The sequence below is a fragment of the Streptomyces griseobrunneus genome, assembly GCF_046713465.1.
Lineage (GTDB): Bacteria > Actinomycetota > Actinomycetes > Streptomycetales > Streptomycetaceae > Streptomyces > Streptomyces microflavus.
On record NZ_CP177080.1, the window covers coordinates 6609743 to 6630545 of the forward strand.

A 20803-nucleotide genomic window follows, 5' to 3' on the forward strand; every position below is an offset into this window, starting at 1 on the left:
TACGCCGATTCTGATCCTTTCCGGTGGAAGTAATGAATACCTGCATCGCGAATTCGTTCACCACTCGGCCGGTTGACGCCGACTCACATGAGTTCGAAACGCGATTACTTCCGCCGGAAACTGTTCTTCAACTGCGCCGCAACGCACCCGAAACAGTTCCGCCGCAGGCTGTGGACCACTTCAGAGAACAGCCCGGAGGCCACCCCGGAACGGCTGGGCCCTCCCCTTTCCCTCCCCTTCCTCCCCTCGCTCGGAGGAATCCGCTCGCACCGCCCTTCGGGGCAAGGAGGTACTGCCATGTCCGGGCTCATGACCAGGCGCGGTCTTCTGACCGGCATTTCCGCTCTCGGCGCCGGCGCCGCGCTCAGCGCCTGCGGCGCGAAGACCGGCAGCGACACGTCGAAGGCCGCCGGCGCCAAGGCCGACACCTCCGGCGACACCGTCAAGGTCGGCCTGCTGAACTCGCTGTCCGGCACGATGGCGATCAGCGAGGTGACCGTCCACAACGCGCTGCTGCTCGCGGTCAAGGAGATCAACGCCGCCGGCGGCGTCCTCGGCAAGAAGCTCGAACCGGTCAGTCAGGACGGGGCCTCCGACTGGCCGACCTTCGCCGAGAAGGCGCAGGCGCTCATCACGGACTCCAAGGTCGTCGCGACCTTCGGCTGCTGGACGTCGGCCAGCCGCAAAGCGGTGAAGCCGGTCTTCGAGCGGAACAAGTCGCTGCTGTTCTACCCGGTGCAGTACGAGGGCCTGGAGCAGTCCCCGTACATCTTCTACTCGGGCGCCACCACCAACCAGCAGATCGTGCCCGCGCTCGACTACCTCAAGAAGCAGGGCCTCACCAAGCTCTACCTCGTCGGCAGCGACTACGTCTTCCCGCGCACCGCCAACAAGATCATCAAGACGTACGCGAAGGCGAACGGCATGGAGGTGCTCGGCGAGGACTACGCGCCCCTGGGCTCCACGGAGTTCGCCACCATCGTCAACAAGGTCAAGGGCGCGGGGGCCGACGCGGTCTTCAACACCCTGAACGGCGACAGCAACGTGGCCTTCTTCAAGGAGTACAAGTCCGCGGGGCTGACCGCGAAGAAGCTGCCGGTGCTCTCCGTCTCCATCGCGGAGGAGGAGGTCAAGAGCATCGGAACGCAGTACCTGGAAGGGCAGTTGACGGCCTGGAACTACTACCAGACCACGCCCGGTGCGGCGAACGAGAAGTTCGTCGCCGCGTACCGGGCGGCGTACGGCAAGGACAAGCCCACCAGCGACCCGATGGAGGCGGCGTACATCTCCGTCCACCTGTGGAAGGCGATGGTCGAGAAGGCGGGGTCCTTCGACGTCGAGAAGGTGAAGGCGGCCTCGGACGGGATCGAGTTCGACGCACCGGAGGGCAAGGTGACGGTCGACGGTGCGACGCAGCACGTCCACAAGACCGCCCGCATCGGCAAGGTCACCGCGAGCGGGCTCATCGAGGAGGTCTGGAACTCGGGCGGGCCCATCAAGCCCGACCCGTACCTGAAGGGCTACGACTGGGCGGCGGACCTGTGACGGTCATCCTCAACCAGTCCTTCACCGGCGTCAGTATCGGCGCCGTCCTCCTCCTCATCGCCCTCGGCCTGACCCTCACCTTCGGTCAGATGGGCGTCATCAACATGGCCCACGGCGAGTTCATCATGGCCGGCGCCTACACGACGTACGTGCTGCAGAAGCCGATCGAGAACGCCGGTATATCGCTCCTCCTCGCCCTGCCGGTCGCGTTCCTCGTCGCCGGGTCGATGGGCGCACTCCTGGAGTGGCTGCTCATCCGGCGGCTCTACGCGCGCCCGCTGGACACGCTGCTGGTGACCTGGGGTGTCTCGCTGATGCTGCAGCAGCTGGCGCGGGACGTCTTCGGTGCGCCGAACGTCCAGACGACCGCGCCGGACCTGCTGACGGGGAGCGTGTCGGTGGCGGGGGTGACCCTGGCCAACAGCCGGCTGTTCATCCTCGGGTTCGCGCTGCTGTGCGTGTGCGGCCTGGCGGCGATCCTGCGTGTCACACCGCTGGGCCGCCGGATCCGGGCGGTGGTGCAGAACCGGGACCTCGCGGAGGTGTCCGGGATCGCGACGGGGCGGGTGGACCGGACGACGTTCTTCATCGGCTCGGGTCTGGCGGGGATGGCGGGGGTCGCGCTGACGCTGATCGGCCCGATCGGTCCGACGACGGGGACCAACTACATCGTGGACGCCTTCCTGGTCGTGGTCGTCGGCGGCATCGGACGGCTCAGGGGCGCGGTCATCACCGCGTTCGTGCTCGGCCTGCTGCAGTCGGTCCTCGAATACTCGACGACCGTGAGCGTGGCGAAGGTGGTGGTCCTCGTGGGGATCGTCGCCTTCCTGCAGTGGCGACCGCAGGGCCTGTACACCGTGCGCACCAGGAGCCTGGTATGACGACGACGAGCACACCTCCGGCCACCGTCCCGGCCGCCGGCCCCCCGGCCGGACCGCCGGGCCGGCCGTTCCTGAACCGATTCCGGATACCCGCCGCGTTCCTGCTCGGCGCGGTGCTGCTGGTGGGCGTCGCCCCCCTGGTCCTGTCGGACTTCCGGCTCGGGCTGCTGGCCAAGTACCTCTGCTACGGGATCGTCGCGGTCGGCGTGAGCCTCGCCTGGGGCCGGGGCGGGCTGCTGGTGCTCGGGCAGGGCGTCTTCTTCGGCCTCGGCGGCTACGCCATGGCGATGCACCTCAAGCTGGCCGACGCGGCGGCGACGGGACAGCCCCTGCCGGACTTCATGCAGCTGTACGGCACCGAGGGCGGGCTGCCCTGGTGGTGGCAGCCCTTCGCCGACCCGGCGTTCGCGCTCGCCATGACGGTGCTGCTGCCGATGGCCGTCGCAGCCCTGCTCGGCGTCCTCGTCTTCCGCCGCCGGGTGAAGGGCGCGTACTTCGCGATCCTCAGCCAGGCGCTGGCGGCCGCCCTGGCGATCTGGCTGGTCGGCCAGCAGGCCACCACGGGCGGCACCAACGGCCTGACCGACTTCCAGGGCTTCTTCGGCTACGACCTGAACGACCCGGTCAACCAGCGGATAGTCTACATCATCATCGCCATCGCCCTGCTGCTCCTCATGGCCCTCGCCCGGCAGCTGTTCGTCAGCCGTTACGGCGAACTCCTCATCGCGGTACGGGACTCGGAGGAGCGGGTGCGCTTCCTCGGCTACAACCCGGCCAACGTCAAGCTGGTGGCGTACGTGGTCGCGGCCGGCATGGCGGGGCTGGCCGGCGCGCTGTTCGTGCCGGCGGTGGGGATCATCTCCCCGGCGCTGATCGGGATCGTGCCGTCCATCGGCTTCGTCATCGGCGCGGCCGTCGGCGGGCGGGCGTCCCTGGTGGGCGCGGTGCTCGGGGCGATCGCGGTGGCCTGGGCACAGAGCACGCTCTCGGACGCGTGGCCGGCCGGGTGGACGTACCTCCAGGGCCTGCTGTTCGTCGTCGCGGTCGGCTTCCTGCCCGGCGGGCTGGCCTCGCTGCGGACGGTGCTGCGCGGGCGGCGGACCTCCGACCGCATCTCCGACCCGGCCCCGGACCGGGCGTCCGACAAGACGACGACGGGAGTGACCGCATGAGCGGCGAGGGACTGACCGTCCGCGACCTCCGGGTGACGTTCGACGGGGGCGTCACCGCCGTCGACGGCGTCGACCTGGACATCCACCCGGGAGACCTGCGCTTCCTGATCGGACCGAACGGCGCCGGCAAGACGACCCTGGTCGACGCCGTCACCGGCCTGGTCCGGGCGAGCGGATCGATCCGCTTCGGCGGTGAGGAGATCACCGGCGAGCCGGTACACCGCATCGCCCGCCGGGGCATCGGCCGCACATTCCAGACAGCGACGGTCTTCGAGCAGCTGACCGTCGAGCAGAACCTCGACATCGCCGCGGGGGCCGGCCGCAGCGCGCTGACTCTGCTGCGGCGGCGCAGAAACCTCCCCGAGTCGGTGGGGAAGGCGCTGGAGATCACCGGCCTGGCCGCGCTCCGCCACCGACCGGCCGGGGTGCTGGCCCACGGCCAGAAGCAGAGCCTGGAGATCGGCATGCTCCTCGTCCAGGACGTGAAGCTGCTGCTGCTCGACGAGCCCGTCGCCGGGATGAGTCACGACGAGCGTGAATCCGCCGGTGAGCTGCTCCGGCGGATCAGCGAGGACCGCACCGTCGTCGTCATCGAGCACGACATGGACTTCATGCGCTCCTTCGCCCGCAGCGTCAGCGTCCTGCACGCCGGCAAGGTGCTCAGCGAGGGCACGGTCGCCCAGGTCCAGGCCGACGCCGAGGTCCAGGAGGTCTACCTCGGCCGCGCCTCGGAACCCGAGCCGTCGGCCGCCGTTCCCGTCCCCGTCCGCGAAGAGGTGTGACCGCCGTGCTGGAGATCGACGAAGTCCGCGCCGGCTACGACCGCACCACCGTTCTGCACGACGTGACCGTGGCCGTGCCGGACGACGGCGTCGCCGCCGTCCTCGGCCACAACGGCGCCGGGAAAAGCACCCTCCTGCGCACCGCCATGGGCCTCATCAGGCCATCGCGAGGGAGTGTCCGCCTCGACGGTGAGGACATCACCCACCTGGCCCCCCACCGGCGCGTCGCCCGCGGCATGGCTTACGTCCCCCAGGGCCAGCAGTCCTTCCCCCACCTGACCACCGCCGAGAACCTCCAGCTCGTCGCCGACGGCTCCCCGCGCGGGGGCGGCCGTGAGGCCATCGCCGAGGCCCTCGACCTCTTCCCCGCCCTCCGCGAACTCGCCCACCGCCGAGCCGGCCTCCTCTCGGGCGGACAGCGCCAGCAACTCGCCATCGCCCGCGCCCTCGTCACCCGCCCCCGGCTCCTCCTCCTCGACGAACCGACGGAGGGCATCCAGCCCTCCGTCGTCGCCGAGATCGAGGCCACGATCCTCTCCCTGGCCGCGCGCGGCGGCCTCTGCGTCCTCCTCGTCGAACAGCACGTCGGCTTCGCCATGCGGGCGGCGGAGCGCTACTACGTCCTGGAGGCGGGCCGGGTCACGTCGTCGGGTGAGGGGGGTACGGGTGCCGAGAAGACGGTCCGGGAGGCGCTGAGCGTGTGAGCGCCTCCGGGCCTTCCGCGGCGCGGGTCAGAAGTAGTAGCGCGACACCGACTCGGCCACGCACGCGGGCTTCTCGCTGCCCTCGCGCTCGACCGTGACGACCGCGGTGACCTGCACGCCGCCCCCGGCCTCCTCCACGCTGCTGAGCACCGCGGTGGCCCGCAGCCGTGAACCGACCGGGACGGTGGAGGGGAAGCGGACCTTGTTGGTCCCGTAGTTGATGCCCATCTTCATGTTCTCGACCCGCATCACCTGCGGCACCAGCGCGGGCAGCAGCGAGAGCGTCAGATAGCCGTGCGCGATGGTCGTGCCGAACGGCCCGGCCGCCGCGCGCTCCGGGTCCACATGGATCCACTGGTGGTCCCCGGTCGCCTCGGCGAACAGGTCGATCCGCTTCTGGTCGACCTCCAGCCAGTCGCTGTGTCCCAGCTGCTCGCCCACCCCGTCGAGCAGCTCCTGTGCGGACGTGAAGATCTTCGGCTCTGCCATGTTCCCGGTCCCTGCCTTCCGGCTCTCCGCACCTTCAGATGCGATGTCTAAGCGCTTGCTCAGCATCGTTGTGCGCCGCGTTCCTGTCAACGACATGGCAGTAGGGTCTGAGGAGTGCCACAGATCCCACAGACACTCCACGAACTCTCGGTCGGCCAGCTCTCGGCGCGCAGCGGCGCCGCGGTCTCCGCTCTGCACTTCTACGAGTCCAAGGGCCTGATCAGCAGCCGCCGCACCAGTGGCAACCAGCGCCGCTACTCGCGCGACGCCCTGCGCCGCGTCGCCTTCGTACGGGCGGCCCAGCGCGTCGGCATCCCGCTGGCCACGATCCGGGACGCACTCGCCTCACTGCCCGAGGAGCGCACGCCGAACCGGGACGACTGGGCCCGCCTCTCCGAGGCCTGGCGCCAGGAACTGGACGAGCGGATCAAGCAGTTGCACCGGCTGCGCGACCATCTGACCGACTGCATCGGCTGTGGCTGTCTGTCGCTGGAGAACTGTGTGCTGTCCAACCCCGACGACATCTCCGGCGAACGGATCACCGGCTCGCGTCTGATGCCCGAGCGCCGGCGGGACCCGGCGGCGGAGGAGGACGGGACCGGCTGACCTGGGGCACGTCCCGGCGGCCCCCGGCCCCCGGACGGGGCCGACCTAGGGCACGGCACCCCCGCCCCTGCCCCCGCACGCTGCCTGCCGCAACCGCACCGCAGCGGCGACCAGTTCCGCGTTCGAGCGCGCGGGGCTCCCGTCCGGCAGCGCCGTCACATCCTCCGCGCCGATCCGCGTCCCGAGGCCGAGCCGGAAGGCCAGCGCCGCCACCGGCCACGCTCCGCCCTCCTCGCCGTGCAGCAGCACCGGGCGGCCGTGCGCGGCGCCCACCTCGGCGAGGAGCAGTCGGGCCGAGCCGGTCGCCGTCGCCGGGTCGGTGTCGGTGACCTCGGCCAGCACCCGCAGAACCCGGGGCGCCACCGGGGAGCGGCGGAAGAGGCGGTGCCCCTCCGTGCCCGACCAGAGCCCGGCCTCCACGCCCACCCCACGCTCCAGCAGCGCGGCGGCCAGTTCCTCGGCGCCCGGCTCGTGCCAGTTGACCGAGGCGTGGTCGGGCAGCACCGTCCACTCCCGCACGCGCTCCACCCGGCGGCGCGGATCCGGTTCCGCCCAGGCGCCCGTCGTCACCCCGACCGGGACGCGCACCGCCGCCCGTATCGCCGTCAGCGTCGCGGCCACCACCCGGGGCGAGAGCGTGTCCTGCCCGCAGGGGGTCCGCGGATGCACATGGATGTCGGTGGCACCGGCGGCGACGGCCTCGGCCGCCGACCGGGCCAGCGCTTCGGGGGACAGGGGCACGGCCGTCGAAGCATCCGCACCGCGCCGGCCGTTCAGGCAGACCTGGATCATGTTCCCGATGGTGACATCCGCCACTGACAACGGGCCCGGGAACGCCCTCGCCCCCGGCGACGTACCCCGCCGGTCCCTACGCCGCTGCCGCCGCGGCGAGCCTGCGGTGCCGTACCAGCCGGGCCCTGGCCAGCGTGCGGTCCGTCAGCACCGGCTGCGGCACCGCGATCCCGCACGCCGTGCACACCGGACCCGACCACGGCTCGTGCCCGCGCTCCCGCTCCTGGCGCCACTCGATCCCGGTGTCCGCACAGACCGGGCATGCGGAGCCGGGCCCGGAGCCGAGCGCCGCGATGAGGCGGCGCAGCACCTCGGCGAGCGGCTCGCTGGGGTGGACCTCCGGATCCGCGCAGCGGGCCACCCCGTGGCCGCCCCACGTCCGGCGGTGCCAGTCGTCGAACGCGCCGGGCCGCCGCAGGCCCTCGTGCTTCTCGCGCCGCCGCCGCTCGGCGAACCCCGCCTCGTAGGCGAGCCAGATGGCCCGCGCCTCCTCCAGCTCCTCCAGGGCGCCCAGCAGGCGCGCCGGATCGGGTGCCCGGTCCTCGGGATCGATCCCGTGCCGGGCGCACAGATGGTCCCAGGTCGCCCGGTGACCATAGGGGGCGAACCTCTCCAGGCACTTGCGCAGCGAGTACCGCCGCAGGGCCAGATCGCCCAGCGGGTCGCGGACCTGTCTCGCAAGACTCCGGAAACCGGCCATGTCTGCCACCTCCGTCGTTCGTCCTTCGGCGTCAGGGAGTGGACGTACGCCTGCCCGTTCCGGCTCCATCGAAAGACGGAAACCGTCCATTGGCTGAGACTCCCCATGTGGGACGGGCGCCATGGGCAGAAGCGGAACGGCGCGCGGACGGGTGGTGAGAGGGCGCGCGGCCGTGCGGGGGGTCTTCGGCGCCCCGGCACCCGGGAGCCGCCCGCACCCGCCCGCTGACCAGGGAAAATAAGTGGCGGGGCCTCGCGCGGGTGCGGTTGGGTGCCCGTATGACAGCAGTCTCTCCCCGCCTGGAAAAGGTCACGCCCGACACGGTGCTCGACGCCTGTCGGCTGGAAGTCGCCCCCGAGCAGCGGAAGTTCGTCTCGCCGGTCGCGCAGTCGTTGGCCGAGGCCTATGTGCACCCCGACACCGCCTGGCCCCGGCTGATCTGTGACGGCGACCGCATCGTGGGCTTCGTGATGGCCTTCTTCGACGTTCAGTTCGACTACGACGCCGATGTGCCGGACGCCCCGCGGCGCTCCGGCCTCTGGCGGCTGGCCATTGCCGCCGGTGAGCAGGGCCGGGGGTACGGGCGGTTCGCGGTGGGCGCGGTGAACGAGGAGATCCGCCGCCGGGGCGGGACGGTCTCGACCGTGACCTGGCACGGAGGCGAGGGTGGTCCGGAGGAGTTCTACCTCCGGCTCGGCTACCGCAAGCGGGGCCTGACCGACGACGACGAATACCTCGGCGACCTGGACCTCACGGGCTGAGACGGGCGGAGGGCCGGCCCCGGAACGACGGGCGCCGGCCTTCCGGCGGGGGCGCCCGCCGTTCGGTGCGCGCCCCCACCCGCCGTTCCGCGTGCACGCCCCCCGCCCGCACTACCCCCCGTACCGCAGATACCTCCGCCGCTTCGCCCGGAACGCCGTCAGGTCCGACCGCCACGCGTCCACCACCGCGTCCGTGTCCGCCCCCGCGTCGATCATGGTGCGGACCCGGGTGTTCCCGGTGAGCTTGTCGATCCAGTTGTCCGGGCGCCAGGCGAAGCCGCTCCACGTCCGCTTCGCCGTCACCAGCAGGGCGATGCCGGTGCGGACCGGGTCGAAGACCTCCCGGTCCTGGACGTGCACCTGCACCCCGCCGACCGTCTTCCCCTGGAACTTGGAGAACGTCGGCGCGAAGTACGCCTCCCGGAAGGCGACCCCCGGCAGCCCCAGCGCGTTCACGGCGGCCGCCCAGCGGTGGTCGATGCCCTCCGCGCCCAGCAGCTCGAAGGGGCGTGTGGTGCCCCGGCCCTCGGAGAGGTTCGTGCCCTCGAAGAGACAGGTCCCGGAGTAGACCAGGGCCGTCTCCGGCGTCGGCATGTTCGGGCTCGGCGGCACCCACGGCAGCCCGGTGTCGTCGAAGAAGTCCGAGCGCCGCCACCCCGACATCGTCACCACGTCCAGCCGCACCGGGTTCTCGTGCAGGAACTCCGCGTCGAAGAACAGCGCCAGCTCCGCCACCGTCATCCCGTGCGCCTGGGCGATCTCCCGGCGGCCGACGAACGTGGCGAACGCCGGGTCCAGCACCGGCCCCAGCGCCGCCCGCCCGGTCACCGGGTTCGGCCGGTCCAGCACCACCAGGCGCTTGCCCGCGAGCGCGGCGGCCTCCATGCAGTCGTACAGCGTCCAGATGTACGTGTAGAAGCGCGCGCCCGCGTCCTGGATGTCGAAGAGGACCGTGTCCACGCCGGACGCGGTGAAGATGTCCGCGAGCGGCTGCCCGCTCTTGAGGTACGTGTCGTAGACCGGCAGCCCGGTCGCCGGGTCGTCGTAGCGCCCCTCCGAGCCGCCCGCCTGCGCGGTGCCCCGGAAGCCGTGCTCGGGGCCGAAGACGGCGGTCAGGTTCACCCGGGAGTCCGGGTGCATCACATCGACGATGTGCCGGACGTCGGCGGTGATGCCGGTCGGGTTGGTGACGATGCCGACCTTCTGGCCCCGCAGCAGCCGGTAGCCGTCGGCCGCCAGCCGGTCGAATCCGGTACGGACCCGGGGGCGCCCGGGTCCGTGGCCACGTCCGGAAGCGGCGGCTCCACCGGTGCCGGCGGCCGTCGCCGCGAGCGCTCCCACGGCGCCTCCCGCGGCCAGCACACCACGTCTGGAAAGGCTCATTCCGCTACCTCCATGATCGCGCCGACTGTCATGGCCACGCACGCTAGCGCGGCTGGGGGCCGCACGGAACGACCCCGGCCGCGCCGATTCCCTCAGCCGGGCAGCCGCCCCCGCCGACCTGCCCCGGGGCCTTTCCCGACCCTTCCCCGATCACATACCGACCGGTTAGTCTGCCGGTGCGGAGGGACCGGAGAGCAGGCGGACGGAAGGCGGGACGACGATGGATTCGGCGGATACGGTGCGGGGCGCCGGTGTGGTGGTCACAGGGGCCGGAGGCGGCATCGGTGCCGCTCTGGCCCGCAGGTTCGCGGCGGAGGGTGCGCGGGTCGTCGTCAACGACCTCGACCTCGCGCGCATCGAGCCGCTGGCCAAGGAGATCGGCGGGACCGCCGTCGCCGGGGACGCCTCGGACATCGTGGCCGCCGCGCGTGACGCGCTGGGCGGCACGGTCGACGTCTACTGCGCCAACGCCGGACTCGCCTCGCCCGGTGACGCGTTCGCCGACGAGGAGGTCTGGGCCGCCGCCTGGGACGTCAATGTGATGGCCCACGTCCGCGCGGCCAGGGCCCTGCTGCCGCAGTGGCTGGAGCGCGGCAGCGGGCGCTTCGTCACCACCGCGTCCGCCGCCGGGCTGCTGACGATGATCGGCGCGGCCCCCTACAGCGTCACCAAGCACGGGGCGGTCGCCTTCGCCGAGTGGCTCTCGCTCACCTACCGCCACCGCGGCGTCAAGGTTCACGCGATCTGCCCGCAGGGCGTGCGTACGGATATGCTCACCGCCGCGGGTTCGGCCGGCGAGCTCGTTCTCGCCCCCGGAGCCATCGAGCCGGACGCCGTCGCCGACGCGCTGTTCGACGCGATGGCGGCCGACCGCTTCCTGGTCCTGCCGCACCCCGAGGTCGCCGGGTACTACCGGGCCCGCGCCGAGGACCCCGACCGATGGATGGGCAACATGAACCGCCTCCAGCAGAAGTGGGAGGCGAGCGGAGCATGAGCGACCCGGCCGGGCCCGCCCCCGCTCACGACGGCACGCCCCTGGGCGGCTCCCTCTACGCGGCCAAGCCGTGGCTCGCCCTCCTCAGCGACTCCCAGCGCGCCGAACTGCACCCCGCCGAGACCGTGCTGCACGCCTTCCGGGACGCCGTCGGGCGGGCCCCCGACGGCCACCCGGCCCTCATCTACTTCGACGGGCGCCTCAGCTACCGCGAGACCGACGAGCTCTCCGACTCGGTGGCCGGACACCTCGCCTCCCGGGGCCTGCGGCGCGGCGACCGGGTCGCGATCATGCTCCAGAACAGCCCGCACTTCGTCCTCGCGCTCCTCGGCGCGTGGAAGGCGGGGGCCACCGTCGTACCGCTCAACCCGATGTACAAGTCCGGCGAGGTCGGCCACGTACTGAAGGACGCCGGGGTCGCCGCGCTGATCTGCGGGGAGAGGGCCTGGGCGGCGTATCTGCGGGAGACCGCGGCGGGTGCCCCGGACCTCACGATCGCGCTGACCGCCTGCGAGCTGGACCTCCAGAGCGTGAACGACCCCCGCGTCCTCGGCTTCGAGCGGCTCCCCGCCCCCGGCCCCGACGACCTCGCCGACGATCTGCTGACCGTCGCCCGCGCGGGTCACGGAGCCCCGGACGGCCGGGGGCTCACCGCCGCCGACACGGCGCTGATCAGCTACACCTCCGGGACCAGCGGCACCCCCAAGGGCGCCATGAACTCCCACGCCAACATCATGGTCAACGCCGAACGGCAGCGCGCCGGGCATCCCCTCGCCGAGGGCTCCGTCTACTTCGCGCTCGCCCCGCTCTTCCACATCACCGGCATGGTCTGCCAGCTCGCCGCCTGTATCGCCAACGCGGGCACCCTGGTCCTGGCCTACCGCTTCGAGGCGGGCGTCGTCCTCGACGCCTTCGCCACCCACCGCCCCGCGTACACGGTCGGGCCGTCCACCGCCTTCATGGCCCTGGCCGCCCACCCGGACGTCACCCCGGACCACTTCGCCTCCTTCCAGGTGATCTCATCCGGCGGCGCCCCGCTGCCGCCCGCGCTGGTGGAGAAGTTCCGCGCAGGCTTCGGCCCGTACATCCGCAACGGCTACGGCCTCACCGAGTGCACCGCCCCCTGCGCCTCGGTCCCGCCCGAGCGCGAGGCTCCGGTGGACCCGGTCTCCGGCACCCTCTCCGTCGGCGTACCCGGCCCCGACACCGTCGTACGCATCCTTGACGAGACGGGGCAGGAGGTGCCCTTCGGGGAGCAGGGCGAGATCGCGGTGCGCGGCCCCCAGGTCGTCTCCGGCTACTGGAACCTCCCCGAGGCCACCGGGGCCGCCTTCCCGGACGGCGAGCTGCGCACCGGTGACATCGGCTTCATGGACGCGGCGGGCTGGCTCTACGTCGTCGACCGCAAGAAGGACATGATCAACGCCTCGGGCTTCAAGGTCTGGCCCCGCGAGGTGGAGGACGTCCTGTACACCCACCCGGCGGTGCGCGAGGCGGCCGTCGTGGGCGTGCCCGACGCCTACCGCGGGGAGACCGTACGGGCCTATGTCAGTCTGCTTCCGGGCACATCCGTCGAACCGGGCGAGCTCGGGACGTACTGCAAGGAAAGGCTCGCCGCCTACAAGTATCCGCGCGAGGTGGAGATCCTGACCGAGCTGCCGAAGACGGCGAGTGGGAAGATCCTGAGGCGGGAACTGCGTTCCCCCCGTTAGAACCTCGTCGGAACAGCGAACGCACAGTATGAAAGGCAGGTGGCGGCTCATGGCCAAGGCGACGGAGCAGAACGGCACTCCCGTCCCTCAGAGGCTGCTGGCCGCCGCCACCCGTCTCTTCGCCGAGCGCGGGTACGACCGCACCTCGGTCCAGGAGATCGTCGAGGCGGCGGGCGTCACCAAGGGGGCGCTCTACCACTACTTCGGCTCCAAGGAGGACCTGCTCCAGGAGGTCTACGCCCGGGTGCTGCGGCTCCAGCAGGAGCGGCTCGACGCCTTCGCGGGCGCCGAGGCCCCGGTCGAGCAGCGGCTGCGCGACGCGGCGGCCGACGTGGTCGTCACGACCATCGACAACCTGGACGACGCCGCGATCTTCTTCCGCTCCATGCACCACCTGAGCCCGGAGAAGAACAAGCAGGTACGGGTGGAGCGCCGCCGCTACCACGAGCGGTTCCGGGCGCTGATCGAGGAGGGTCAGCGCAGCGGGGTGTTCTCCACCGCCACCCCCGCCGACCTGGTGGTCGACTACCACTTCGGTTCGGTCCACCACCTCTCCACCTGGTACCGCCCGGACGGCCCGCTCAGCCGCCAGCAGGTCGCCGACCACCTTGCGGACCTGCTGCTGCGGGCCCTGCGCCCGTAACTCGCGATACGGCACTGTTCAGGGCCGGTTGAGCGTCTTCAAACACGGTTCGGTGTTCGTTAATAGAACTGACATGTCCGTTTTCCGCTCTTGACGGAACACTGTCACCTCATTGACCATCGGTCACGCATCGCACGGACCACCGGTCCTGCGGTGCGCACCACCAGCTCCAGGACCCGGCCGTACGTTCCGCGCGGCCGGGTGCCCCCCGCACGTTCCGTCAGTCCCCGAACGGAATCCGGAGCCCCACCGATGAGACCGAACCGACTCACCCTGCGCAGATCCCCGGCGGCCGTCGCCGCCGTCGCCCTCGCAGCCCTCCTCGGGACCGCCGCGCCCACCGCGCAGGCAGCCCCGGCGACGGCCACGGCGACAGCCGCCGTCGCGGCGCCCGACATACCCCTGGCCAACGTCAAGGGCCACCTCACCCAGTTCTCGACGATCGCCGCGAACAACGGCGGCAACCGCGCCCACGGCCGCCCCGGCTACAAGGCGTCCGTCGACTATGTGAAGGCCAAGCTCGACGCGGCCGGATACACCACGTCCCTCCAGCAGTTCACCTCCAGCGGCGCCACCGGCTACAACCTCATAGCCGACTGGCCGGGCGGTGACCCGAACAAGGTCCTGTTCGCCGGGGCCCACCTGGACTCCGTCTCCTCCGGCGCCGGGATCAACGACAACGCCTCCGGCTCGGCCGCCGTCCTGGAGACCGCCCTCGCCGTCTCCCGCGCCGGCTACCAGCCCGACAAGCACCTGCGGTTCGCCTGGTGGGGGGCGGAGGAGCTGGGCCTGATCGGCTCCAAGTACTACGTCAACAACCTGCCGGCCGCGGAGCGTTCGAAGATCTCCGGCTACCTCAACTTCGACATGATCGGTTCGCCGAACGCGGGCTACTTCGTCTACGACGACGACCCGGTCATCGAGAAGACCTTCAAGGACTACTTCGCGGGCCTCAACGTCCCGACGGAGATCGAGACCGAGGGCGACGGCCGCTCCGACCACGCCCCGTTCAAGTCGGCGGGCGTCCCCGTCGGCGGCCTCTTCACCGGCGCCAGCCGGACCAAGACCGCGGCCCAGGTGCAGAAGTGGGGCGGAACGCAGGGCCAGGCCTTCGACCGCTGCTACCACACCTCCTGCGACACCACGGCGAACATCAACGACACCGCGCTGGACCGCAACAGCGACGCCGCCGCCCACGCCATCTGGACCCTCTCCGCGGGCTCCACGGGCGAGCCGCCCACGGGCACCGTCTTTTCCAACGACGCCGATGTCGCCATCCCCGACGCCGGGGCGGCCGTGACCTCCTCGGTCACGGTCTCCGGCCGGACCGGCAACGCCCCCGCCGCACTCCAGGTGGGCGTGGACATCAAGCACACCTACCGCGGTGACCTCGTGGTCGACCTGCTGGCACCGGACGGCACCGCCTACCGGCTGAAGAACTCCAGCAGCGGCGACTCCGCGGACAACGTCGTCGCCACGTACACCGTCAACGCCTCCTCCGAGGTGGCCAACGGTGTCTGGAAGCTCCGGGTGCAGGACATCGCCGGGCAGGACACCGGCTACATCGACAGCTGGAAGCTCACCTTCTGATCTCCCGGCGCTCCCGCTGTGGCCCCCTCCTCAGGAGGGGGCCACACGCGGTTCACAGGTACTGCTTGATCTCCCGCCGGGCCAGCGACCGCTGGTGCACCTCGTCCGGCCCGTCCGCCAGCCGCAGCGTCCGCGCCGCCGCCCACAGCTCCGCCAGCGGGAAGTCCTGGCTCACCCCGCCCGCACCGTGCAGCTGCACCGCCGAGTCCAGGATGTCCACCACCGCGCGCGGGGTGGCGATCTTGATGGACTGGATCTCGGTGTGCGCCCCCTTGTTGCCCACCGTGTCCATCAGCCAGGCCGTCTTCAGCACCAGCAGCCGCAGCTGCTCCACCGTCACCCGGGCGTCCGCGATCCAGTTCTGCACGACGCCCTGCTGGGCGAGCGGCTTGCCGAACGCCGTACGTGCCACCGCCCGGCGGCACATCAGCTCGATGGCCCGCTCCGCCATACCGATCAGCCGCATGCAGTGGTGGATCCGTCCCGGACCCAGCCGCGCCTGCGCGATGGCGAAACCGCCGCCCTCCTCACCGATCAGGTTCGCGGCCGGCACCCGTACGTCGTGGAAGACCACCTCGGCGTGGCCGCCGTGGGAGTGGTCCTCGTACCCGTACACCTGCATGGCGCGCCGCACTTCGAGGCCCGGGGTGTCGCGCGGCACCAGGATCATCGACTGCTGGCGGCGGATGTCGGCGCCGTCCGGGTCGGTCTTGCCCATCACGATGAAGACCGCGCAGTCCGGGTTCATCGCCCCGGAGATGTACCACTTGCGGCCGTTGATGACATAGGAGTCACCGTCCCGGGTGATCCGGGTCTCGATGTTCGTCGCGTCCGAGGACGCCACCTCCGGCTCCGTCATCGCGAACGCCGAGCGGATCTCCCCGTCCAGCAGCGGCTCCAGCCACTGCTTCTTCTGCTCGTCGGTGGCGAACTGGAAGAGCACCTCCATGTTCCCGGTGTCCGGAGCCGCGCAGTTCAGCGCGGTCGGCGCGAGATGCGGGGAGCGGCCGGTGATCTCCGCGAGCGGCGCGTACTGGAGGTTCGTGAGCCCCGCCCCGTACTCCGCGTCCGGCAGGAAGAGGTTCCACAGCCCCTGTCGCCGGGCCTCGGCCTTCAGCTCGTCCACGACCGCCGGGGTGTCCCACGGCGAGGCGAGGAGCGCCCGCTGCTCCTCGGCGACCTGCTCGGCCGGGTACACGTACTCGTCCATGAAGGCGAGCAGCCTGCTCCGCAGCTCCTCGGTACGGGCGTCGAATGCGAAGTCCATGGGTGTTCAGCCTTCCTGGAGAGTGGTGAGGCCGTGCTCGATGAAGACCGGGACCAGATCGCCGATCTGATCGAAGCCCGCGCCGACGGTCTGGCCGAGGGTGTAGCGGTAGTGGATGCCCTCCAGGATCACGGCGAGCTTGAACCAGGCGAACGCGGTGTACCAGGAGATGGCGGAGGTGTCCCTGCCCGACCCGGCGGCGTACCGCTCGATCAGCTCGGCGGGCGAGGGGTGCCCCGCCGCGCCGCTGGTGGTGGAGACGGGGGAGTGCGGCAGATCGAGGTCGGAGCTGTACATCACGAGGAGTCCTAGGTCCGTCAGCGGATCGCCCAGGGTGGACATCTCCCAGTCCAGGACGGCGTTGATCCGGTCGTCCGGGCCGAGCAGCACGTTGTCCAGGCGGTAGTCGCCGTGTACGACGGTGGGCGCGGGGGAGGAGGGCAGCTCGCGGCCCAGGGAGGCGTGCAGCTCGTCGATGCCGGCCAGCTCGCGGTTGCGGGAGGCGTCCAGCTGCTTGCCCCAGCGCCGCAGCTGCCGGTCCAGAAATCCGTCCGGGCGCCCGAAGTCCCCGAGTCCGACGGCCTCGGGGTCCACCGCGTGCAGGTCCACCAGCGTGTCGACGAGGGCGAGGACGGCGGCCCGGGTGCGCTCGGGGCCCAGCGGGGCGAGCTGCTCGGCGGTGCGGTAAGGGGTGCCTTCGACGTGCTCCATGACGTAGAACGGCGCACCGAGCACCGAGTCGTCCTCGCAGAGCAGCACCGGCTCCGGCACGGGGACGGCGGTGGGGTGCAGGGCGCTGATCACCCGGTGCTCGCGCTTCATGTCGTGCGCGGTGGCCAGCACATGGCCCAGCGGCGGTCTGCGCACCACCCACCGGCCGGCCCCGTCGGTGACGGTGTACGTCAGATTCGAGCGGCCGCCCTCGATCAGCCGCGCCTCCAGCGGCCCGCGCACCAGCCCGGGACGCTCGCGGTCGAGGTGTCCGCGCAGCAGCTCGGGGTCGAGACCTGGTGGGGGGAGTGAGCTCATGGCGTACCTCCGGGGCGACGGAACGATCGCTGACCATGATGCCGACCAGTCGGTATGTCGTCCAGTGAACTCCCGTGATCCGATGCGGGAAGTGCGTCCCGACCCTGGTGGACGATCCCATCCCTGAATACAGTTCACGTATGCATACCGACCTGGTGATCGAAGACGTCCGGCTCACCCCGATCCTCGTGGCCGATCCTCCCCTGCTGAACACTCAGGGGGTCCACCAGCCGTACACGCCCCGGCTCATCGTGGAAGTGGTCACGCGGGGCGGGGTGACCGGGGTGGGGGAGACGTACGGGGACGGGAAGTACCTGGACCCCGCGGGCGCGCTCGCCCGGGCGCTCCCCGGCCGCGCGGTCACCGATCTGAACGGGCTGTTCGCCCTGGCCGACGAGGTGTGCGGCGACTCACGGCCCGCCGGCGACCGGGCGGCCGACCACCGGGTGGACGCCGGCGGGCTGCGCGGGGTCCAGAGCGCCGACAAGATCCGCCTCTCCGTCGTCTCCGCCTTCGAGGTCGCCTGCCTGGACGCCCTCGGCAAGGCGCTCGGCCTGCCCGTGCACGCGCTGCTCGGCGGGAAGGTCCGCTCCACCGTCGAGTACAGCGCGTACCTCTTCTACCGCTGGGCCGCCCACCCGCAGGACGGGGAGCGCGACGACTGGGGCGCGGCGCTCGACCCGGCGGGCATCGTCGCCCAGGCCCGGCGCTTCGCCGACACGTACGGCTTCGCCTCCTTCAAGCTCAAGGGCGGCGTCTTCGCACCCGACGACGAGATCGCCGCGATCCGCGCCCTGGCCGAGGCGTTCCCCGGCCGCCCCCTCCGCCTGGACCCCAACGGCGCCTGGTCCGTCCCCACCGCGCTGTACGTCGCCGACCAGCTCAAGGGCGCCCTGGAGTACCTGGAGGACCCCACCGGTTCCACGGAATCCATGGCCGCCGTCGCCGCGTCCACCGACGTCCCGCTGGCCACCAACATGTGCGTCACCACCCTGGCCGAGGTCCCCGAGGCCTTCGCCACCGACGCCGTACAGATCGTCCTCAGCGACCACCACTACTGGGGCGGCCTGCACCGCACCCGCGAACTCGCCGCCCTCTGCCGCACGTTCGGCGTCGGGCTCTCCATGCACTCCAACACCCACCTCGGCATCAGCCTCGCCGCGATGACCCACGTCGCCGCCACCGTGCCCGACCTCGCGTACGCCTGCGACAGCCACTACCCCTGGCAGACCGAGGACGTCATCACCGAACGCCACACCTTCACCGACGGCCGGCTGACCGTCTCCGACACCCCCGGCCTCGGCGTCGAACTGGACCGTGACCGCCTGGCCGCTCTGCACCACCGCTGGCTCCAGGACGACGGCATCCACCGCGAACGCGACGACGCGGCGGCGATGCGCCGGGCCGACCCTGGGTGGACGGCGCCGGAGATCCCGCGTTGGTGAGGGGGCGCGGGGCCCACGGCGTGCGGGGGCGGGCCCACGTCCGTACCGCCTGAGTTGCGTCCACCCCGACCTGCACCGAAGGTCGAGGGATGAAGGCGATCAGCTACAGCGCGTACGGCTCGGCCGACGTCATGGAGTACGGCGAGCGGCCCGACCCCAAGGTCGGCCCCGACGCGGTCCTGGTGAAGGTGCGGGCCGCGGCCGTCAACCCGGTCGACTGGAAGGCCCGCGAGGGCTACCTCCAGGGCGGCCTCGAAGCCGTCTTCCCGGTGATCCCGGGGTGGGACGTCTCCGGTGTGGTCGTGCAACCGGGCATCGCCGTCGACGAGTTCGCCGTCGGGGACGAGGTGATCGGCTACGTCCGCGAGGACTTCCTCTCCCGCGGTACGTTCGCCGAGTACGTCGCCGCCCCCTTGCGCACCCTCGCCCGCAAGCCGCTCAGCCTGAGCTTCGAGGAGGCCGCGGGCCTGCCGCTGGCCGGGCTGACCGCGTACCAGGTGCTGCACCGCACCCTGAAGGTCCGCGAGGGCGACACCGTCCTCGTCCACGCGGCGGCGGGCGGGGTCGGCTCGCTCGCCGTGCAGATCGCCCGCCACAGCGGCTGCCGGGTCATCGGCACCGCCAGCGCCCGCAACCACGAGCACGTGCGGAGCCTCGGCGCCGAACCCGTGGAGTACGGGGACGGGCTCGCCGACCGGCTGCGGGAGCTGGCCCCCCAGGGCATCGACGCCGCCTTCGACACCGTGGGCGGCGAAGCGTTGCGGGTCTCGGCCGAGACCCTCGCCGAGGGCGGCCGGCTCGCCTCGATCGCGGACAGCGAGGTCTTCTCCTACGGCGGCCGCTACGCCTTCGTCCGGCCCGACGCCGCCGACCTGGCCCAGCTCGCGGAACTGGCCGAACAGGGCATCGTCACCGTCCATGTGGACCGGGTCTTCCCACTGGAGCAGGCGGCCGACGCGTACCGCCTCAACCAGGAGGGACGCACCCGCGGCAAGATCGTGGTCACGGTGGACTGGGAGGGCTGAGCAGCCCCGGGAGGGCGCTCTCAGAACAGCATGGCCGCCGCGAACACCGCGAACGCCACCGTGCACAGCGCCGCCGTCAGCGCCCCGCGCGGCGCGAGCGGCTCCGGCCGCGCCACCCCCATGCGCGCCACCCTGCGGTGGGCCACCACCAGTAACCCCAGCCAGGCCAACGCGCTCAGCGCCACCGCCACCAGCGAGGCCGGGGTCGCACCGCTGTGCAGCGCCTGCCGCCCGGCGAGCAGCGCCACCACCGTGGCCGACAGGGTGGTACGCCGCCACGCGAGCCGGGTCCGCTCGGGCTGGAGCCCGGGGTCCCGGTCCGCCACCGCCGTCACCGGCCCTCCCAGCCGAAGAGGACCACCACCACCATCGCGACGGCCACGACGGCGACCACGATGCCCAGCACCGTCGGGAACCGGGAGACCGGCAGATCCTCCCCGCGCCGCATCGCCTGCTCGCACCGCACCCAGTGGTTGACCGCCCGCAACGCGCACAGCACCCCCGCGGCGAGCAGCCCGAGGGCGAGCCCCGCCCGGACCCCCCAGGCCAGCTCCGGCAGGAACTGGTCCACGGCGAAGCCCCCGCCGATCAGGGCCAGCGCCGTCCGGATCCAGGCGAGGAACGTCCGCTCGTTGGCCAGGGAGAACCGGTAGTCGGGGGTGTCCCCCTCGTCCCGGATCCGCTGCGGCGCGAACCACAGACGTACGCTCTGCGCGATCTTGTTCACAGGGGCACCCTAGGGCCTGTCGTCGCAGATCAGGCGGACCGGAACTCCTGCAGCCGCCGGTACGCCTCCACCCCGTCCGGCACCCACGGCCACTCCCCGAGACGCTCCTCCAGCTCCGCCTCGTCCAGGAAGGTGTGCCAGGCGACCTCCTCGGCCTGCGGGGCCACCGGCAGCTCGCACCGCACCTGGTAGACCGCGGACCACCAGGTGTGCTCGCCACCGGTGTAGAGGAACCGGAACAGCGGCTCGGGGGCCGGCAGCCCCGAGACCCCCAGCTCCTCCTCCGCCTCGCGCAGCGCCGCCTCGTCGTAGGACTCGCCCGCGCCCACCACCCCGCCCACGAACATGTCGTAGTGCGAGGGGAAGACCAGCTTGGTGGCCGTCCGGCGGTGGACGAAGAGACGCCCTTCGGCATCGCGTGCCTCGATGAAGACACAGCGGTGGCGCAGGCCCCGGGCGGTCGCCTCGCCGCGCGGGGCCTGCCCGATGACCTCGTCGTTCTCGTCGACGATGTCCAGGATCTCGTCAGAAGGCGTCATGCGTTTCATCCAACAGC

At 71.7% G+C, this 20803-nt stretch carries 22 protein-coding genes; 13 read left to right on the forward strand and 9 right to left on the reverse strand.

The window, feature by feature from the left end; all coding sequences use genetic code 11:
• Window positions 1-297 precede the first annotated feature (297 nt).
• From urtA to urtE, 5 genes are read left to right on the forward strand one after another with little or no spacing between them, the layout of a single operon-like run.
• Window positions 298-1545, forward strand: coding sequence for an urea ABC transporter substrate-binding protein (urtA, locus tag ACK8N7_RS30090; RefSeq protein ID WP_500444578.1), 1248 nt, complete (start codon window positions 298-300; stop codon window positions 1543-1545).
• Entirely contained in the window at window positions 1542-2426 is an 885-nt protein-coding gene (gene urtB, locus ACK8N7_RS30095; RefSeq protein WP_015607576.1) for an urea ABC transporter permease subunit UrtB, read from the forward strand. The genes urtA and urtB overlap by 4 nt, the downstream gene beginning before the upstream one ends.
• Entirely contained in the window at window positions 2423-3598 is a 1176-nt protein-coding gene (gene urtC, locus ACK8N7_RS30100) for an urea ABC transporter permease subunit UrtC (protein WP_500444579.1), read from the forward strand. The genes urtB and urtC overlap by 4 nt, the downstream gene beginning before the upstream one ends.
• On the forward strand, window positions 3595-4380 hold the full coding sequence (gene urtD / locus ACK8N7_RS30105; RefSeq protein ID WP_403211853.1) for an urea ABC transporter ATP-binding protein UrtD: 786 nt from the start codon (window positions 3595-3597) through the stop codon (window positions 4378-4380). Before urtC ends, urtD begins: the two co-directional genes overlap by 4 nt.
• 5 nt (window positions 4381-4385) lie before the next feature.
• On the forward strand, window positions 4386-5084 hold the full coding sequence (gene urtE / locus ACK8N7_RS30110; RefSeq protein WP_500444580.1) for an urea ABC transporter ATP-binding subunit UrtE: 699 nt from the start codon (window positions 4386-4388) through the stop codon (window positions 5082-5084).
• 27 nt (window positions 5085-5111) lie between these two features.
• Here the strand turns inward: urtE and ACK8N7_RS30115 are convergent, their stop codons facing one another.
• Window positions 5112-5573, reverse strand: coding sequence for a MaoC family dehydratase (locus ACK8N7_RS30115; RefSeq protein ID WP_015607572.1), 462 nt, complete (start codon window positions 5571-5573; stop codon window positions 5112-5114).
• A 114-nt stretch (window positions 5574-5687) separates the two neighbouring features.
• Between ACK8N7_RS30115 and soxR the strand changes: the two genes are divergently transcribed.
• Window positions 5688-6179: a redox-sensitive transcriptional activator SoxR gene (gene soxR, locus ACK8N7_RS30120; protein WP_015607571.1), complete on the forward strand. Its 492-nt coding sequence runs from the start codon at window positions 5688-5690 to the stop codon at window positions 6177-6179.
• A gap of 45 nt (window positions 6180-6224) precedes the next feature.
• Here the strand turns inward: soxR and ACK8N7_RS30125 are convergent, their stop codons facing one another.
• Together ACK8N7_RS30125 and ACK8N7_RS30130 are read right to left on the reverse strand one after the other, a co-directional pair.
• Window positions 6225-6971 (reverse strand): 3-keto-5-aminohexanoate cleavage protein, encoded by a 747-nt coding sequence (locus tag ACK8N7_RS30125; RefSeq protein ID WP_403211855.1) that lies wholly within the window; start codon window positions 6969-6971, stop codon window positions 6225-6227.
• Window positions 6972-7047: 76 nt separating this feature from the next.
• On the reverse strand, window positions 7048-7671 hold the full coding sequence (locus tag ACK8N7_RS30130; protein WP_031123776.1) for a hypothetical protein: 624 nt from the start codon (window positions 7669-7671) through the stop codon (window positions 7048-7050).
• A 278-nt stretch (window positions 7672-7949) separates the two neighbouring features.
• Here ACK8N7_RS30130 and ACK8N7_RS30135 point away from each other — a divergent pair, with 278 nt between their 5' ends.
• Entirely contained in the window at window positions 7950-8432 is a 483-nt protein-coding gene (locus ACK8N7_RS30135) for a GNAT family N-acetyltransferase (RefSeq protein ID WP_403211858.1), read from the forward strand.
• 111 nt (window positions 8433-8543) lie between these two features.
• On the opposite strand, the gene ACK8N7_RS30140 is transcribed toward ACK8N7_RS30135, so the two are convergent.
• Window positions 8544-9815 (reverse strand): exo-beta-N-acetylmuramidase NamZ family protein, encoded by a 1272-nt coding sequence (locus ACK8N7_RS30140; protein WP_403211860.1) that lies wholly within the window; start codon window positions 9813-9815, stop codon window positions 8544-8546.
• 220 nt (window positions 9816-10035) lie between these two features.
• Here ACK8N7_RS30140 and ACK8N7_RS30145 point away from each other — a divergent pair, with 220 nt between their 5' ends.
• From ACK8N7_RS30145 to ACK8N7_RS30160, 4 genes are all read left to right on the forward strand, one after another.
• Window positions 10036-10809 carry an SDR family oxidoreductase gene (locus ACK8N7_RS30145; protein WP_403211862.1) on the forward strand — a complete coding sequence of 258 codons (774 nt, stop codon included), beginning with the start codon at window positions 10036-10038 and terminating at the stop codon, window positions 10807-10809.
• On the forward strand, window positions 10806-12521 hold the full coding sequence (locus ACK8N7_RS30150) for an AMP-binding protein (protein ID WP_403211864.1): 1716 nt from the start codon (window positions 10806-10808) through the stop codon (window positions 12519-12521). The genes ACK8N7_RS30145 and ACK8N7_RS30150 overlap by 4 nt, the downstream gene beginning before the upstream one ends.
• A gap of 49 nt (window positions 12522-12570) precedes the next feature.
• The gene (locus tag ACK8N7_RS30155; RefSeq protein ID WP_015607564.1) at window positions 12571-13164 is read left to right on the forward strand and encodes a TetR/AcrR family transcriptional regulator; all 594 of its coding nucleotides are present in this window, start codon (window positions 12571-12573) and stop codon (window positions 13162-13164) included.
• A gap of 252 nt (window positions 13165-13416) precedes the next feature.
• Window positions 13417-14754, forward strand: a complete 1338-nt coding sequence (locus ACK8N7_RS30160) for a M28 family metallopeptidase (RefSeq protein WP_403211866.1) — start codon at window positions 13417-13419, stop codon at window positions 14752-14754.
• A 52-nt stretch (window positions 14755-14806) separates the two neighbouring features.
• Here ACK8N7_RS30160 and ACK8N7_RS30165 read toward each other — a convergent pair whose 3' ends face one another.
• Both ACK8N7_RS30165 and ACK8N7_RS30170 read right to left on the reverse strand, forming a co-directional pair.
• A complete protein-coding gene (locus ACK8N7_RS30165; RefSeq protein ID WP_403211868.1) occupies window positions 14807-16021 on the reverse strand; it encodes an acyl-CoA dehydrogenase family protein in 1215 nt (404 codons plus the stop codon).
• A 6-nt stretch (window positions 16022-16027) separates the two neighbouring features.
• Window positions 16028-17050, reverse strand: a complete 1023-nt coding sequence (locus ACK8N7_RS30170) for a phosphotransferase family protein (protein WP_403211870.1) — start codon at window positions 17048-17050, stop codon at window positions 16028-16030.
• Between the two features lie 140 nt (window positions 17051-17190).
• Between ACK8N7_RS30170 and ACK8N7_RS30175 the strand changes: the two genes are divergently transcribed.
• Both ACK8N7_RS30175 and ACK8N7_RS30180 read left to right on the forward strand, forming a co-directional pair.
• Window positions 17191-18495: a glucarate dehydratase family protein gene (locus ACK8N7_RS30175; RefSeq protein ID WP_500444581.1), complete on the forward strand. Its 1305-nt coding sequence runs from the start codon at window positions 17191-17193 to the stop codon at window positions 18493-18495.
• A gap of 89 nt (window positions 18496-18584) precedes the next feature.
• A complete protein-coding gene (locus tag ACK8N7_RS30180) occupies window positions 18585-19520 on the forward strand; it encodes an NADP-dependent oxidoreductase (RefSeq protein ID WP_403211874.1) in 936 nt (311 codons plus the stop codon).
• A gap of 20 nt (window positions 19521-19540) precedes the next feature.
• On the opposite strand, the gene ACK8N7_RS30185 is transcribed toward ACK8N7_RS30180, so the two are convergent.
• From ACK8N7_RS30185 to ACK8N7_RS30195, 3 genes are read right to left on the reverse strand one after another with little or no spacing between them, the layout of a single operon-like run.
• Window positions 19541-19855 (reverse strand): DUF202 domain-containing protein, encoded by a 315-nt coding sequence (locus tag ACK8N7_RS30185; protein ID WP_403211876.1) that lies wholly within the window; start codon window positions 19853-19855, stop codon window positions 19541-19543.
• Window positions 19852-20247 carry a YidH family protein gene (locus ACK8N7_RS30190; RefSeq protein ID WP_403211878.1) on the reverse strand — a complete coding sequence of 132 codons (396 nt, stop codon included), beginning with the start codon at window positions 20245-20247 and terminating at the stop codon, window positions 19852-19854. The genes ACK8N7_RS30185 and ACK8N7_RS30190 overlap by 4 nt, the downstream gene beginning before the upstream one ends.
• A 29-nt stretch (window positions 20248-20276) precedes the next feature.
• Window positions 20277-20786: an NUDIX domain-containing protein gene (locus ACK8N7_RS30195; protein ID WP_403211880.1), complete on the reverse strand. Its 510-nt coding sequence runs from the start codon at window positions 20784-20786 to the stop codon at window positions 20277-20279.
• Between the last annotated feature and the right edge of the window lie 17 nt (window positions 20787-20803).